Raw genomic sequence first — 17,604 nt, forward strand, 5'->3', positions numbered from 1 at the left:
ATTCTTTTATGTACCGGTTGGAGTTGGCTGTATATCACAATGAAAAAGCTCCCACAAACGATTGTATTCGTTCGTGGGAGCTTTGCTATATACCAAGATTTTTTTGATGTTACTGTAGGTGGTTCCAATTAATTAGATACTGTTGCTTCGCTCACGTTCTCTACTTTATTTTTGCGTGTGAACAAGCGCTTCATCCAGTTCGAGAAATCATCCAAATACGTGTACATGACTGGCACCAGCAGCAACGTAAAGATCGTCGAACAGGATAGACCGAATATTACGACAACCGCCAACGGCGCTTGCATTTCCGCGCCTTCCCCGATGCCGAGCGCAAGCGGCAGCAAGCCGAGCACTGTCGTTAATGTCGTCATGAAGATCGGACGAATCCGGCTCGGCGCACCTTGCATGATTGCCTCATGGCGATCCAATCCGCTGCGGCGTTGGATATTGATGTAATCCACCAAGATGATCGCGTTGTTGACAACGATACCCGCGAGCATAATGACACCGATAATCGCCGTTACGCTCAGCGGTGTGCCCGTAATGAACAATCCGCCAATGACCCCAATGAACGTCGTCGGCATCGCGAACATAATAATAAACGGATACAGCAGCGATTCGAATTGAACAGCCATCACGACATAGACGAGGAAGATGGAGAATACGAGTGCAATTCCAAGATCTCCGAATGCTTCCACCATATCTTCACTCGCTCCGCCCATGGAGTATGAATACCCATCTGGGAAATTCATTTTCTTCAGCGATTGTTCAATGTCCTTCGAGATGCTGCCTAAGTCTCTGCCCGCAATATCAGCCGTAACGTTAATTTGACGCTGCTGATTCTCGCGCTGAATCATGACAGGCCCTTGGAGCTGATTGAATTTCGCAACAGCAGACAGTGGAATTAACTGGCCATTCTGCGATTGAATCGTTAAGGCATTCAATGCAGCGATACTGTTGCGTTCTTCCTCCGGCATAATGACTCTCACATTATATTCATTGCCGTCTTCCCGATATTGGGTAGCCATCTGCCCATTCATGGCAAGCGAAATCTCGCTTAATATTTGCTGGTACGAGATGCCATAGGAAGCGGCCAAGCTGCGATCGACAGTAATGTTCAACTCCGCATTGCCTTCCGCAGCGGAAGACTCTGCATTGTATACCCCTTGTACGTCAGAGATCATCCACACCACTTGATTCGCAACTTCCTCTAATACCTGTTGATCCTGACCATTCAGCTTGATGTGAATCGGAGCTCCTGCACTTAAGCCTGACTCCTGTGCAGATACAGTAATGTCTGCGCCTGCAATATTGCCTGTCGCATCCGTTAATTTCTGCATGAGTTCCTTGGTCTTGATATCCCGCTCCGAAGCGCGAACGAGTTGAACGGTGAACGTAGCAGAATTCGTTCCGCCTCCGCCGAATCCTCCACCGCCGCCAATCGATTGCGAGGCCGTCTCAATGATGCCCTCATAAGGCTTGAGCAGGGCTGCCACTTCGTCAGCGGTCTTCTTCGTCTCATCCAGACTTGTGCCGCTTGGCGTCTGAACCTTGATCTGAATTTGCCCTTGATCCCCGCCAGGCATGAATTCCATGCCAATGAACGGCACGAGTAAGAAGCTCCCTACAAGTAAAGCAATCGTGGCAAACACCGTCATTTTACGATGTCCGAGGGCCCATTTCAATATCTTTTTGTATCCTGCAACAAACCCGCCGAAGAAGCGCATATACCAGCCCTTCTTCTCCTGCTGCATGATCTTCTTCTCGGATACGATCTTCGATGCCAGCATCGGAATGAGCGTAATCGCCACAACAAGCGATGCAATAAGCGAGAAGCAGACCGTCAGTGCAAGCGGACGGAAGATATCGGCAGTCAAGCCTTGAATGAACACGATCGGCAGGAACACGACGAGTGTTGTCATTGTTGAGGCGATAACTGCAGAAGCGAGCTCAGATGCCCCCTTCACGGCCGCCTCCTTCATGGACATGCCCTGCTGCCTGTAGGTAAAGATATTTTCCAATATAACGATAGAGTTATCGACCATCATCCCGATGCCGAGCGCAAGCCCGCCCATCGAAATGATATTGAGCGTCTGCCCCGTGAAATACATGAGCGTAAACGTCGAAATAATCGCGATCGGCATGGAGAGCGCGATAACGAAGGTCGAGCGTACGCTACGCAAGAAGAGAAGCAGGATCACGACGGCCAATGCGCCGCCGCTCATCATATTGCCGATGACGCTGTCGATCGATTGACGAATGAAGGTCGACGTATCGGACACTTTCTTCAATTCAATGCCTTGCGGCAATACATCCTTCATCTTTGCGAGTCCCTTGTCGATGTTATCCGCAACCGCTACGGTATTCGCATCCGATTGCTTCTGTACCGACAGGACGAGGGCAGGGCTGCCATCTACTAACGTCAGCGAGGTTTGCTTCTTGAACGTATCCTTGACGACAGCTACATCACTAACTTGTATTTGTCCCCCACGCGGCAAATGAATGATAGTCTGCTTGATGTCATCTACGGAACCGTATTCGCCCTTCACGCGGATTTGCAGATCCTGCACACCTTTCGGTACAGAGCCCGCTGCCTGAGATTTATTTTCTGCGTTGATCGCCTGCACCACTTGAGATGGCGTAATGCCGTACCGCGACAGGCTTGCACGATTCAGCTCAACGAGAATTTCGCGTGTTTTGCCCCCAGCAACAGAGACAGATGCAACCCCGCGTTCCCGTTCCAAGGTTGGAATGATGGTCTTGTCCGCAAATTCTTGAAGCTTCTCTGGAGATGCGCCCGTCAAGCCAAGCGTAATGATCGGCATCTGGTTCGGGTCGAACCGAAGCACGGTCGGATCATTGGCATCATCAGGAAGCATCCCCTTCACTTGATCGACCTTCTCCCGGACATCGATCAGGGCGTTGTCCATATTCGTGCCGGTCTTGAATTGGAGCATGACCAGCGAGGAATTCGCCTGTGACTGAGACGACAGGGTGTCAATCCCTTGAATCGTGCTCAGAGAAGACTCCAGCGGTCTGGAGATCAGCTTCTCAATTTCCTCTGGAGCCGCCCCTTGATAGGAGGTCGCGACCACAGCAATCGGCACATCGATTTTCGGGAAAAGGTCGATAGCAAGACTGCGCAGACTGAACAAACCCAGTGCCAGAATCGCCAGCACGAGCATCATTACGCCGATAGGACGCTTAACGGAGACGTCGATTACTTTCACGTTAGCGTGCCCCCTCGACAATTTTGACTTTATTGCCGTTTGTCAGTGTCAGCTGTCCTTTGACAACTACCTGGTCATTCGGCTGAAGATTGCCCTTCACCGCCGTCAGCTTGGATTGCGCCTCAAGCACCTCTACCGCTTCCTCGACAGCTTGTCCATCGCGAACAACGAATACGTGTGAAGTACCATTCTTCTCGACGATTGCTTCTGTCGGCACGAGCAAGGCATCCTTCAGCACTTGCTGATCAACTAAGAATTTGGCCGTCATGCCCGGCTTAATCTCGTCCTTCTTGTTCTCTGCCTGTGTTTCCAGTGCGTAAAATCCAGATTCGTTCGCCACAGGAGACAAGAATGTAATGTGCGCATTCATGGTTTTGCCGAGATCCGGCAGCTCCACCTTGACTTCCTTCCTATTCTGCAGAAGCAGCATCTGATTAGCGCTCACATTTGCCGTGAACTTGATCGGGTTGGTTGACACGATCGTGAACAACGGCGAAGTGCCTGCAGCAATCTCGCCTTGCTCGGCCGCTACACGCACCACCTGACCACTGATCGGCGCCTTGATGGATGCGTCTGCTTTGCGATTGCTCGCTTGCTGAATACGCAGCTCGGCCTGTTCGATACTGCGCTTCGCCTGATCCAATTCAAGCTCAGACGCCTGTGCATTATGCAGCGTTTTGTATTGGTCCTGCGCCTGTTCCAAGCCCAGCTGCTCCAAGCGGAGCTGGATGTCCAGATCGTCTGCCTTCACGCTCGCCAGAGTCTCGCCTTTGCTGACGGTGTCACCCTTCTTCACATTCACACTTCTCAATTCACCGCTCAGCTTCGGGATCACCTCGACAGATCGGCTTGCACTCGCTGTCCCAATCATCTCATTGGTTTGATTCAGCGCTCCCTTCTGCACGGCTGCCACCTGAACAGGCGTCTCCTTCTCCTGTGCTCCCTGCATTGGCTGTTCTGCCTCCGGACTTCCGCATCCTGTTGCGGCTCCGAGCATAAGCAAAATGCTCCCCGTAATCAGCCAACGTCTTCTCACTGCCATAATTGTCCCACTCCCCTTTTGTCTATCATGTATGAAATAATCCCCCTAGCATTTCAGCGCAGCCTACTTACTAAAGTTCTAGTTATATGGTTTAGACGTAAAATATCAGCTGCTCCCCTTAATGATAACACGAGAATGAACCACGGGTCATTCAATAGAGTGGATAAAGATGTGAAGATTGCGTGATGTTGATTTTTCAGCTGCACCAAAAAACCTCGCCTCCAGCAAGGAAGCGAGGTTTTCACCTGTCTGTTAATTCGGTTGAAGCTGCGACATGAGCGTCTTCATCTCATCAATCGGACGATTGGCATCGTATGGGTATCGGTTCAGTACTTCGAGCATTAATTTGTACCATTTCCCCTTGTTGCCGATCTTCTCCAGCATATCATCCATGGTAGCGATCAACTGCTTGTATTCAGGAATTTGCCCTGGTGAATATACCTCAAACTCGTAGAACGAGTTGCCGAAGACGGTTGCCCGCTGGATGCCTTGGAACTTTACATAGCGTGCTGGTGTCGTATCAAATTCGAGAATGTCCATTTTACCCTTTGACTCGATGATTCCGCCTTCACCGGAAATATTTCTCCAGTTCGTCTTGTCATCAGACACAAGAAGCTGATACTTCTCCGCATAGGCGCCTTCCCACTTAATAATTACTTTATTGATATCCTTGACCTCTCCCAAGTCTACAAGGAACCACGCATCATCCACATACTTGCTGGCCCAGCGAGTCGAAGGATTGCCATCTACGGCCTTGTCAGAGGAATAGTATGGGAACTCTGGTTCCGAGGATTCCGTAGCCTTGTGCAGAGCCAGATTTTCCGTGCTGAGCAGTTCAATCGCTTTGTTGTAGATGACTACATTATCCAAGGTGCCCTTGAAGGCGTTGGTCTCGCTGCCAATGCGAAGCGTCGGCAAGACGAGTGTGTTCATTTTCGGATACTCCATTTCCAGACGCTCCACATACTCATCAATATTGACGAACAGGGATACACCCTTGTCATCGCCCTTCAGCAAGATATGGGTCCATTTGTCTTCTGGAACGACGTAATTGAACGTGCTGTTATAATGCTCCTTGCTAAATCCGAGCTTGCCTGTGTTGCCCTGCTTTAATTTCAGCGTACCAACAGGCGATTCCATCAAGACAGCGTCATCTGGATTATCCTTGTCCGGCTTGATCCACATGGAAGCGGTCCAACCGAACCCAATCGCATCAACTGGCGTCTCGATGTAGCTCTTGCCGCCGTTGAAATGCGCGCCCTGTTCATATTTTCCTTCTGTAATATCCACATTGACTGCCTTGCCATCAAAGCCATTGCCTGAGCTATCCTTGAATTTCTTCTCGAACATGTACTGCATAACAAGATTGTCTGGATTGTTAACCGTAATTTTGTGAGAACGATCGGCATTCGGTGCATCACCGATCACCTTTGTACGATTGTTAAATTGCGTGAAAGATTTATCATCACGTGTTCCCGTCCACAGCTTCTCTGCCACGACCTGTATGCCAGGCAGCAATCGGATATGCGCATCGTCCATCGACAAGCGATTCGCTTCAGATACGTCATTCCACATCGAGAACATGCCGCCCTTCACACGCGGATGGCCAAGTGGCAGCGATGTGTTCTCCCACTTATTCGGCTCCCACTCATCGTACAGGAATTGCGAATTCAAGTAGTTTCCGTATAAGGTAGGCACGATGTACATGTATACATTCTGCGAGTTGATGACGTCATAGCCGAGATCTACCGCCTGCTGTGGCGCACCATATGGCTCATACCAGATGTCCATCGTTGCGTCATTGCTAATCGGCGTCGTTCCGGTATATTGGGTCAAGCCTCCCCACATGTGCGGGTGCTTGCCTTTGCTGTTAATATGCTTCACGAGTGTATCCATGTACCAACGGTAGCGCTCGATATCCGGACCCCAATATTCATCCGTGCCAATATGCACTTCTGGCCCGACGAATGTTGGATCACTTCCGTCTATATACTCATTGAATAAGTTCTTGATGAATTCCACGGTTTCTGGCTTAGAAATATCCAAATGGGAATCGTCCCCAAGCGCCGGGTTGTAGGTCGTGAATGCGCGAGAATGTCCGGGTGTGTCGATTTCCGGGATGATATTAATGCCATAGTCCATGCCCATGAGCTGCAAATCCTTGAATTCTTGCTTCGTATAATGCCCACTGGCGCTTGCAAGTCCAGGATAGGTCGTGCTTTCCAAGCGATAAGCTGCACGGGTGCCATCTGCGAATGGCTCCCCGACGTCATCATTCAAGTGAATTTGGAACATGTTCATCTTGTACCATGACAACAGCTTCACATAATCGCGAAGGAAATCAATCGTGAAGAATTTGCGGGCTACGTCGATCATGAGTCCACGCTTCTCATACTTCGGGTAATCCCTTGCTTCACCTCGCGGAATCGTCAAGTCCTTATTCTGCTTAATGATTTGGAGCGCTGTTCTCGTTCCGAAGAAAGCCCCCTTAGCTGATGAAGAGGTAATAGCTACGTAATCCCCTACCTTGAATACATTTCCTTCATTGCCAAGCCATGATAATGACGGATCAATCGACAGATATAAATCCCCAGATTTCGGCGTTCCAGAGACTACTGTAAGCTGGTAACCCGTCAGATCCAATACATCTTCGCTAGTCAGCTCTGCTGCCTTGCGGAGCAAGGACTCATCCTTCGGATTGACTACAATTCGCGAAGACTTCTTCAACTTGAAATTGCCCGAATCCCCATACCATTCGCGCAGAGAAGGGATCACTTCCGGCTCAGGATTGCGATCCGATGTCTGCTTATGCAAGCCTGGAACGATTACGGGGATACTTCCCGACAGCAGCTTCCGATCGGGATTATTCTGATCCTCTACCTGAATAATCAGATTCACCTTGGCGTCTACTAGCGGTGTACGGATGTTGCCTTCGCGGTCAATGACAGGAACTCTGTCGCTGCCAAATACACTGACGCTGTAGCCTTGCGGCACTCCTGCAGCGGACCAATCGAGCTTCGTCTGTCCGGCTTGCACCGTGAGCGCAGCTGTTACCTTATCGATGACAGATTGCAAGTCATTCAATTGATACACCTCAAATTCAAAAAAGGAATATCCATACAGCACTCCATCAACAGGAGCGCGCTTCACGCCCTGGAACTTCACATAACGAGCTTCGAGCGAAGGGAAATCAACCGTCTCCACACCGCCCTTACATTGGATGAGACCATCGTTGTCCTTCACATTCGTCCAATTCTGAGCGTCATCCGATACGAGGATCTTGTATGTATCGGCCGGCGTTTGCCAGCGGATTACGACACGATCGAAAGCTTTTTTCTCTCCGAGATCTACATAGAACCATTGATCATCTTCCTTCGCCGAAGACCATCTTGTATTCCCTTTTCCGTCTACAGCCAGCTCAGGCCCCAAATAATCTACTTCATTACCAGAGGAAAAGGCCGGCTTATGCAGAGCTAGATTCGTTCCGCTAAATGTAGCAGCCGCGAGGAGGCGAGCAGCTTCCTCATTGGAGTCCCCAATTGGATTCGGAATGATATTGCCGTCCTTGTCATACACGACATCTGTAACGCTCGGCGGAGTCCCATCCCCCTTATCTGGTATAGATAGGACTGGGCCTTCATCTTGATGCTCCATTTTTACATTCTCCTGCCCATTTGGTTGAGCGTACGCCTTAGGCTGCACTACTGTAAGCGTCGAAGTCATAACAACCATCAAACTGAGCAGCATCGAAACCGCTTTCAAATACATGGATCTCTTCATTATTTCCCTCCATCTCATCTAGTTATCGGATTTGCACAGTCCCTCCTTCTTCCTCCCTCCAATCTCATGCACCCAATTTCGCAAGCGCTTTCTTTTTCTTTCCTCTCTATCATATTACAAAAAAATGCAACTAGAAAGGAGGAACTTTCCAATTGCATCTCTTTTTTTGAATTTCTACTCCGTAATGAATCATTTTTATCGCTGCTGGGATACATGAATCGCTTGAGCGAATCGCGCTATTCCTAACCCAATTTCATCCTCATGCGGTCTTGCATACGTAAACCGGACATACCCTGGTTCTGAACCGTAGACCGTTCCGGGATTATAGAGTACCCCTCGCTTTATACTTTCCTTTAGCAATTTTGCATCAGGAATCGGTGTTTTTACTTTACACCATAAGTGCAGTCCTCCTTGCGGAAGGGAATACGCCACCTCCCCCGGAAGTTCGCGCTCCAGCGCATCGATTAGCAAGTTCCGTTTCTTGTGGAGTTCCTGCCGCAGCCGCACCAAGTGGCGGTCAAAATAAGTTTCCGACAGCAAACGTGCGGCGATCCGCTGCGGCAGCACACTCATTCCGAAATCGATTTGCTGTCGTTCAGCGGCAAGCCGCGTGATAACAGACTGCGGGGCAACCATCCATCCGATCCGCAGGCCTGACGCTACAATTTTGGATAATGAGCCAATATAAATGACGGTATTGTTCGTATCGATCGATTTCAGTGTCGGCGGCGGATTGCCCGTGAAGGAAGTCAGGCTAAACGGATCATCCTCCACAATGGGAATGCCTAAGCTGCCGCAAATCTCAAGCAATTGTTCCCGTCTAGAGGGGTCAAGCACACGGCCCGTTGGATTATGATAATTCGGATTCACGAATATCATCCGTATGTTGTGCTCCCGATACAAGGACAATATACCTTCCGGACATACTCCCTTCTCGTCCACAGGCAGCCGAAACAAGCGCAAGCCCGCCGAGTGAAACATAGGCAGAGAATAATAGTAGGAAGGATCCTCGATCGCGATCGCATCCCCAGGCTGAAGCAATCGTCGAGTTATTAAATAGAGCGATTGATGAGACCCAGAGGTAACGAGAATCGATGATGCTGTCGTCCGAATGCCGCGATATTGATGTAAAGAGGTAGACAGAACCTCCCGCAGCGGCACATAGCCCTGAGGATCGTCGTAGCTCATATCTTCATGCAGCAGATGCTCGCTCAATAGCGTCCGCATCTCTTCATTTGGCGACAAATCGGGTGACAATTCTCCGCTGGCAAAGTCTATACAGTTGCTGCCCGAATCCAGTGCGGAACGAATCAGTTCTGCGTATACCGGATCAGGCTGTACCAGCTTGCAGTTATCTAAGTATTGATGCCAATCTGGCGTTTGTTGAGAGTCTGCCCCCCACTTCGACTTGCTTACTCGAGTACCACTGCCGACCATGCTCTCAATAATGCCTGCTGCACGCAGCTCTTCATAGGCTTGAACGATAGTGCTTCGATTTACATGTATTTGCTCAGCAAATTTACGTTCCGATGGAAGGACGCTTCCCGGAGTAAATTCACCGTTATAAATGCTGCGCTCAATATATGCGGCAATCTGCTGATATAGTGGTTGATTGCTGGAACGATCCGGTTGCCACATAGGAATACACCTCTTACTATTATAATCTGTGATTTTTATCACATATAAATAAGTATATCATTCTCCTACAGACTCTCCGATGACTCGATTTCATCGAAACGTTGTCAACTCTGTGTCAGTCTCTTGAACATGGATGACCTCCCCCCGTTGAAGTGGATGGCGACACCCCATCCACTCTGCTCTATGATAAGGCTGAACCTGAGAACTTCACTTGACTGGCTGCCAATGCCATATGACAAGAGTATGTACGATGTGTGCAGCGATGTACGTACAGCCTCGTCAAGCTCATAACCTAACACTTTTCTTAACGACTGAATCTTAACGAGTGCCACACTCACAGCACCACAAAACGTGAAGACATTCACATTGTTCGAATCTCACAGACCTTTTTCTTGTTGCACGACGATCATATTTTCATCACAAGGAGGCCTCTATGGATCAGGTCATTCTCGCGCGAATCCAATTCGCATCAACAACATTATTCCACTACATCTTCGTCCCCATGACGATTGGACTGGCGTTTTTAATTGCCATTTTGGAGACGCTCTATGTCGTCAAGGGCAAGGAGATTTACAAGCAAGCAGCCTTGTTCTGGAGCAAATTATTTCTGATTAACTTCGCAGTTGGCGTCGTCACCGGCATATTGCAGGAGTTCCAGTTCGGGATGAACTGGTCCAATTATTCCCGCTTCGTCGGTGATGTGTTCGGGCCATCGCTTGCCATTGAAGGGCTGCTCGCCTTCTTTATGGAATCCACCTTCATCGGCTTATGGGTATTCGGCTGGGAGCGCTTATCGAAGCGCGTTCATCTCGCTTGCATCTGGATTGTCTCGATCGGTACCGTATTGTCAGCGTTCTGGATCTTGACCGCCAACTCGTTCATGCATGCGCCTGTCGGATATGAATTCAACAACGGACGGGCAGAGATGAGCGACTTCTTCGCACTTATTACGAATCCGCAATTGTGGCTGCAATTTCCGCATACGCTGTTCGCGGCATTCGCAACCGGCGCCTTCTTCATGGCAGGCGTCAGCGCATGGAAGCTGCTCCGTGGACACAATCCGGACATGTTCCGCCGTTCGTTCCGCGTCTCGATTACCGTTGCCTTGATTTCGTCCGTCATCGTTGCCTACATTGGGCATGCACAGGCGCAGCATCTGCTCACTTCTCAGCCGATGAAGATGGCAGCGGCCGAGGCGCTCTGGGATACGAGTGAGGATCCGGCACCGTTCACGTTATTTGCTACAATCGATACGGAAAAGAAAGAAAACTCGTTCAAAATCCAAGTTCCATATATGCTCAGTCTGCTATCGTACAACAAGCTTAGCGGCAGTGTAGAAGGGATGAATCAGATTCAAGCGCGTTATGAACAGAAGTACGGACCAGGAAATTATATTCCATCGGTTAAAATGACGTTCTGGAGCTTCCGCATGATGGTTGCCGCAGGTGGGCTCATGTGCCTTGTCGGCATTTACGGCCTGATATTATCCCGCAAGAAGAAGCTGGAGCAGCGCCCATGGTTCTTGAAGCTGATGGTTGGCATGATCGCCTTTCCGTTCCTCGCCAATTCGGCGGGATGGCTTATGGCCGAGATGGGTCGTCAGCCGTGGGTTGTGTTCGGAGTTATGCGTACAGAGGACGCCATATCGCCGACAGTTACGGCGGAAGAACTTCTCTTCTCGCTCATTGCGTTCACGACCATTTATGCGGTACTCGCCATTATTGACGCTGTTCTCTTCGTCAAGGTGATACGTAAAGATGAGCAGATGGAAGAACCGGAGGAAGAAGATATGAAGAATTACGATTCATTTGATAAGGAGGTAACGCATGCTATCGCTAAATGAGTTATGGTTCATACTCGTCGCCGTGCTGTTCGTCGGCTTCTTCTTCCTCGAAGGATTTGACTTCGGCGTAGGCATGGTCGCCAGGTTCCTCGGGAAGACGGATCATGAGCGCCGCATCATTATCAACACAATCGGTCCTTATTGGGATGCGAACGAGGTATGGTTAATTACGGCCGGGGGGGCTATGTTCGCTGCCTTTCCGGAATGGTATGCGACGATGTTCAGCGGTTTCTATATCCCGTTCGTCGTGCTGCTGCTGGCGCTTATCGCGCGCGGTGTCGCGTTCGAGTTCAGGGGCAAGATGGATTATGGCGCTTGGAGGAAAGCGTGGGATGCCGCGATTTTCATTGGTAGTCTGCTGCCTCCTTTCCTATTCGGTGTCGTATTCGCCAATATCATTCGCGGTGTGCCGATTGACGGGAACAAAGAAATGGTCGGGAGTGTGTTTGACCTGCTGAACGGCTACTCCCTTGCTGGCGGTGTGGCCGTTGTCATGATATGCATTCTGCACGGACTCGTCTTCATTACGCTGCGAACCACCGGCGGCCTGCGGGAGCGGGCACGGAAGGCAGCTCGCGATGTCAGCCCGGCAGTTGTCGTCGTCCTGCTGCTGTTCGCCATGCTGACATATGTCAGCACTGATATTTATACGGTTCATGGCAGAGGTTGGCTTATCCTGCCGCTGTTAGCTGGGGGCGCATTGCTCTTGGCCATGTCATTCATTAAGCGTGAGCGAGATGGACTGGCGTTCGCCATGACAGGGTCCGTTATCATTCTGTCGGCCGTGAGCATGTTCATCGGCTTGTTCCCACGAGTGATGGTCAGCTCGATCAGCCCTGAGTTCAATCTGACGATTATGAATGCGGCTTCCGGCGCTTACTCGCTGAAGGTGATGACGTATATCTCGCTGACGATTCTGCCGTTCGTGCTCGGATATCAAATTTGGAGCTACTACGTCTTCCGCAACCGGATCGATGATAAGGAACATCTGGAGTATTAATAGGATTCTCGAATCAATACGCAAAATAATGAGTATTTCACCAATTAATATAAGCTTGCTATGCTCGAACCGTTACCTGAAAAAGGAAGGGTTAGAGTGAACTCGCGAAAGCTTGGTACAAGCGGATTATCTATGAGCGAGATTGCTTTTGGGAATTGGATAACTCACGGCGCCCAAGTGGACGTTCATGCAGCCCAAAGCTTGTGTACATGCTGCGCTGGAAGCTGGGATCACTACATTCGACACCACAGATGTGTACTCAGATACACGGGCAGAAGCAGTGCTTAGACTCTCACGCTTTGATTCCATAACGTTCACGCAATGTATGGATAACCTCGTGCACTTGCTCTGGCTCTGGGAGCCACAATCCTGAGGACGCTTGTTCGAGACAACGCTCGGACTGGCGTTCTCGGATCACTTGCTTGACAGATTCAATAAATACGTGTGCCGCCCCGCCGCCAACAGTGCTGCCGAGCGAAGCCAGTTCTTCCAGACTGCCTGTCTTATCTTCGGTCACAACAGGATGATCCGGTTGCACCTCACCCAACGCAGCACGCTCATAGAAGGAGCGGACGAGCTCGGCGCTCTCCTTGCCCGAACCCTCGCAGATGACGAATGCCTGCACGACAAAGGCATGAGCTTGACGCCGCTGTGCAATGCCGCAAAACTTGATGCCGCCAATGCTGAGATCAAAATCGCCAGGGCAGTATGCGCCATCGATTTCACCCTTGTCGATCGTGTAGCCCGTGTTCTGCAGAGCAAGCTTGATCAACTGATACATGCGCTCATAGTCCGAGCGGAAGCATTTGTCGCCCCTCCCTTCCTTCGGCAAGATCAGGGAAATGTTCACAACGCCCAAATCGAGTGGTACGGCCGCCCCGCCCGTGCTGCGGACAGCCGTCGAGTAGCCAAGCGACTCCAGCCATTGCTGCGCCTCTGCCGCATGCGGCAATCTGCTGTCACGCAGTCCCATCACGAAGCCCCGCGGATGACGCCACAGGTGACATACAGCGGGCCCTCCCTTGCCTGTATGTCTGCACAGCAGCTCGTCCAATGCAAAAGGATACAGAATGTCGGGCTCCTCCAGATACTGCGTGCGATCAAGCACGAGGATATTGTCTAATCCTTCTCCCATATGAAATGAAGCCGTACATTCCGTCATTTCTGCATCCCCCTTATCGATCATAAAAACCAACCGAACCTTTATACTTATCGGATTTCCTAGAGATACGGATCAACAACACTATGCGTCATCTTGACCGTCCATTCGGAATTACCGGGCTAATTCTGAATCTATCCAATCTATAGGTATCTTAACACGGATGAGTTCGTTACGGAAAATAAGAGATTCATCGCTAATGCCCCTGACTTTTGTGTCTTTGCTAGACTCGTAAAAAATTCCTCAAAGGATGGGTGACGCCCGTATGGTATTTGAACGAAGAGCGCCATGCCCGCCAAAGCAATGGACGTTTTTTCGTTTCTCTAGCATTGCCTAGGAATCTCGTAAATTTCATAGAAAAAGCCCCAAATGGGACTTTTCCTTGTTTAGTTTCTTATCTGGAGATTCTGTACGTCATCATACATACTTCCGTAAATCCATACGAATACAGTCTTACAAACCGATATGCCGGTTGCCCTTGCAGGGTCAGATTCAATCTCAACCCGAGACTTGCCGTCTGGCGCTGTATAGTCCAAAGAGAATTTACGGTACTTAAAGGTTTTGCCTGTAACTGAGTTTTTATGGGAGGTAACCGAGAGCTCGAATGTATCTTGTTTTCAGTTGCCGCCCGTCTTCTCCAGTGTAACAGTCGTTACATGCTTGTTATTGCTATCGTAGATACGCGCTGCGGCCGTCTGTGCGCCCTTATATTGCTTGTTACTATGATAATAGATACATTCATAGCATCTCCGTTGGTCTGCACAACAACGGGGATTGTACTTTTTTTATAATTCCCCTCGAAGAAGTTATGAAACTTTCGAATATTGCGAGATTTAGATAAAAATGGTATATTGGTAATATATTACTTGGTTTATTTTGTATCAACTTCATCAATTATCACTAATTTGTAAGTGTTATCATTTTTGAAGTGTTCATAAGTTACAAGATAAGTTTTACCTACAACTAAAAGATTTTGAGTATTAAAAGTATCAAGAATTAATTTAAATGATTCTGCTTTAGCATCTAATGGGTTTTTCACAATAGCCCATGGCTCATTACTGTTAGTTTTAGTTCCTTTTTCAATAATTTCAATAAAAGATGTAGTGTGAGCTGGTGAACTGTAATTTCTAAACAGGAAAAATAAAACGGCAACTATTAATGCTCCAGTTAAAATCAACTGTAAGGACTTTTTCTTATTCATCAAGTTTGTTCTCTCCTTTCAGTTATTTTATACAAATGAATCAACTTCATAATTGTTTTGAATTAGGTTGTGTAATTGATTCAAATAAAATTTTGAGGGGGGCTAATATAAAAATTTATTTTTTTGAAGTTTAAAATAAAATTACATCTGTAATTTAAGGAGGATAACAAGTGAAAAAAATGATCTCTCTGCTCACGGTATTGGCTCTTACATTCACTATTAACATGGGTACAACATTCGCCGAGAAAACAACATATACCGAAACCGAATTGGACACAATCTTAACTAAAGCGGAAGTTCCACAGACAATCCTTGAAGCAATGGATTATGATCTCAAAAACTTCATTGTTACAAATTCAGGTGAAGACCTTAAATTTGCCGACTCAACAACACAAGAGTACATCAGAGATCAAAAAACAAATTCATTAGTGAGTTCCGATCAAATGAAAACACTGGACAACATTCCTACTAGTGATTTGTCTCTGACATTACTTCATTTTGTAATTAATTATAACGGAACTAACATGGATGATGTCTACAATAGTTTTGAATGGAAGAAAAATCCTTCCATTTCTCCTGATGGAATATACAAGGATAATATCGCGATTGCTGTTCCAGACGGCTGGGAAGTTCAGTCTGGAAAATATGCGTGTGCAACTCAAACATATGATTACACAATTGCCAATGGATGGCAATGGACAGCTCCGGATAGTTCAACATGTAATAATGGACAACCAGTTCAGTATCACATGTATGGGGCAGCCTGGGAATTTAATAGCACAAAAGTTGCAGTACCTGGTTTTAAATTCAAAGGTACTTCCAAACTTACAATGAAAAAGAAGAATAGTACAGCGATAAACCGTGTCGTAGGAGCATATAATGAAGCAAAGAGTAATATTTTTGGAAGTTATAGCGTCACTATAGCATTTGGTCCAGCATCTGTTTCTTTCAGTCCAAATTCCGGTTCTAATAGCTACCAACAAATCGACCTTACTTGGTGATTAGGCAAAGTTCATTTCTTGATACGGCTACGCTATGTTATCGGCAAAGACAGAATTACGGCTACTGACGATTCGGAGCCGTAATTACAGGAAGCCCAAGGATGGAGATCCCCGGGCTTCTTTGCGATCTGCAGTACATTTGTATTACTTCATATCGAAACCAAAAGAGTGCATACCCTCATACACTACATTGTGAAAAAATCGGTTTCGGGTATAACACCATTATCCCATCGGTCAGCAGAAAATATGGTATTAGACTGGGGCAAGAAAATGAAGTCCTAGACTGTCGCTGTTTCATTGAACAAACGAGCCTGTTCGTTTAATACTTCTTATGGCACTCCTTAGCTCTTTATAGACATATCTTTGTCCAGTGTTAATTCATGAAATGATTTCACGCGTAGTTGTAAAAATGGGGTGAACAATAATGTACAAGCCGAAGCTAACAATCCAATGCCACCCGCAAATAAAGCGAACCGTAAACCCATTGCCCCTCCTATCATCCCCCCAATTAACGAACCAAGCGGTAAAGAACCCCACGAGATAAATCGAAATGTAGCATTCACGCGACCTTGCAGGGCATCGGGAACAATGACTTGACGTAAACTGATGGTACTAATGCTAAACATGGAGACACCCATTCCGAAAAGAAGCTGTCCGAGCATCATAATCAACGCAATACTTAGTTCTGATCCTACTGCTAATGGAGCAAGTAAACCGCCACTTGCTGCGAGCGTAGCGGAACCCACAATTGTTGGACCTACTCCATAACGACGTACAGCCCTTTGGGCAAGCAGAGAACCAAATAGGTACCCTACTCCTAGCGTTCCATAAATGATGCCAAGAATGCTTGCACTGATTTTAAGTTCTTGCGATGCATATAGAACATAAACACTAAAAATAACATTCCAGGAAAGGTTAAAGACTGTTGAGCAGCGTACCACTCCCCACAGCAACGGTTTGGTGTAAACCGTATGCAGCCCTTCTTTCATTTCCAGCCACATGTTTTTTTGTTTTTTCGCATCTGTCACAACTGTCTCCAACTTGCGAATCCGGGCTATGTACACAGCGGATACAAAAAAGGATACCGACGTGAACAATATTGCAAAAGGAGCGGTGATTAACTGTTCCAGTCCGCCTGATAAACCCGGCCCAGCAATTTGTGCGGTAGATTTACTTGTCTCTAGTTTGCTATTCCCATCAACAAGCTGCTCCTTGCTCACAATGGAAGGCAAAAAGGATGTATAGGCAACATCAAAGAAGACAGTACAGATACCAACTATGAAGGCTACCAAATATAGAACTGTAATATTCAGGAATCCGGTTGAGGCTGTCAGCGGCACAATGAGCAGTAATGCACCCCTGAAAAAGTTAGCGGCAACAAGAATTGGTCGCCGGGGAAATCTGTCTATCCATACACCAGCTAGCAAACCGAAAATGATAAATGGAGCATACTCGGCAAAACCAAGCAACCCCATTTGCATGGGACTGGCGCCTAAATAGAGAGCTGCCACTAATGGCACTCCTAATAATGCAACCTGAGTCCCAAACTGTGATGCAGTTTGCCCGATCCAGAGCCTGCGAAACTCTGCGTTCGTTAACAATCCTTCCACCTTGTTACTCATACTCGTTCCCCCATTCTTCGACACAACGAATTGCCATTCAAATTTGCATTTGTAGTATAGGGGAACTTACGTTTCAAGATCATGCGCT

Annotated in this window: 10 protein-coding genes and 1 pseudogene; 4 read left to right on the forward strand and 7 right to left on the reverse strand. The window is 48.0% G+C overall.

The genetic code is table 11. From position 1 onward, the window contains the following. Positions 1-128 precede the first annotated feature (128 nt). The 4 genes from PBN151_RS25275 to pdxR form a co-directional block, all read right to left on the reverse strand. Complete coding sequence (locus PBN151_RS25275) at positions 129-3,230, reverse strand: efflux RND transporter permease subunit (RefSeq protein WP_072731329.1); 3,102 nt, start codon at positions 3,228-3,230, stop codon at positions 129-131. Between the two features lies 1 nt (position 3,231). Then, a complete protein-coding gene (locus tag PBN151_RS25280; protein ID WP_072731331.1) occupies positions 3,232-4,272 on the reverse strand; it encodes an efflux RND transporter periplasmic adaptor subunit in 1,041 nt (346 codons plus the stop codon). 252 nt (positions 4,273-4,524) lie between these two features. Beyond that, positions 4,525-8,052, reverse strand: a complete 3,528-nt coding sequence (locus PBN151_RS25285; RefSeq protein WP_072731332.1) for a discoidin domain-containing protein — start codon at positions 8,050-8,052, stop codon at positions 4,525-4,527. Positions 8,053-8,247: 195 nt separating this feature from the next. Further along, positions 8,248-9,690, reverse strand: coding sequence for a MocR-like pyridoxine biosynthesis transcription factor PdxR (pdxR, locus tag PBN151_RS25290; RefSeq protein ID WP_072731334.1), 1,443 nt, complete (start codon positions 9,688-9,690; stop codon positions 8,248-8,250). Between the two features lie 433 nt (positions 9,691-10,123). On the opposite strand from pdxR, the gene PBN151_RS25295 reads away from it, so the two are divergent. The 3 genes and pseudogenes from PBN151_RS25295 to PBN151_RS25305 form a co-directional block, all read left to right on the forward strand. Continuing rightward, positions 10,124-11,533, forward strand: coding sequence for a cytochrome ubiquinol oxidase subunit I (locus PBN151_RS25295; RefSeq protein WP_072731335.1), 1,410 nt, complete (start codon positions 10,124-10,126; stop codon positions 11,531-11,533). Beyond that, positions 11,517-12,533, forward strand: coding sequence for a cytochrome d ubiquinol oxidase subunit II (gene cydB / locus PBN151_RS25300; RefSeq protein WP_072731337.1), 1,017 nt, complete (start codon positions 11,517-11,519; stop codon positions 12,531-12,533). Before PBN151_RS25295 ends, cydB begins: the two co-directional genes overlap by 17 nt. Positions 12,534-12,629: 96 nt before the next feature. Further along, positions 12,630-12,819, forward strand: a pseudogene (locus PBN151_RS25305) (aldo/keto reductase); the annotation flags it as partial. Positions 12,820-12,825: 6 nt separating this feature from the next. Here the strand turns inward: PBN151_RS25305 and PBN151_RS25310 are convergent. Next, the gene (locus PBN151_RS25310) at positions 12,826-13,695 is read right to left on the reverse strand and encodes a lipoate--protein ligase family protein (protein ID WP_083545326.1); all 870 of its coding nucleotides are present in this window, start codon (positions 13,693-13,695) and stop codon (positions 12,826-12,828) included. A gap of 868 nt (positions 13,696-14,563) precedes the next feature. Further along, positions 14,564-14,893, reverse strand: a complete 330-nt coding sequence (locus tag PBN151_RS25320) for a hypothetical protein (RefSeq protein ID WP_028531894.1) — start codon at positions 14,891-14,893, stop codon at positions 14,564-14,566. 170 nt (positions 14,894-15,063) lie between these two features. Between PBN151_RS25320 and PBN151_RS25325 the strand changes: the two genes are divergently transcribed. After that, positions 15,064-15,894: a hypothetical protein gene (locus tag PBN151_RS25325; protein ID WP_072731339.1), complete on the forward strand. Its 831-nt coding sequence runs from the start codon at positions 15,064-15,066 to the stop codon at positions 15,892-15,894. A 341-nt stretch (positions 15,895-16,235) separates the two neighbouring features. Here the strand turns inward: PBN151_RS25325 and PBN151_RS25330 are convergent, their stop codons facing one another. Next, positions 16,236-17,516: an MFS transporter gene (locus PBN151_RS25330; RefSeq protein WP_072731340.1), complete on the reverse strand. Its 1,281-nt coding sequence runs from the start codon at positions 17,514-17,516 to the stop codon at positions 16,236-16,238. Positions 17,517-17,604 lie beyond the last annotated feature (88 nt).

Source organism: Paenibacillus sp. NAIST15-1 (assembly GCF_001894745.1).
In the GTDB taxonomy this organism is placed as follows: domain Bacteria; phylum Bacillota; class Bacilli; order Paenibacillales; family Paenibacillaceae; genus Paenibacillus_B; species Paenibacillus_B suaedae.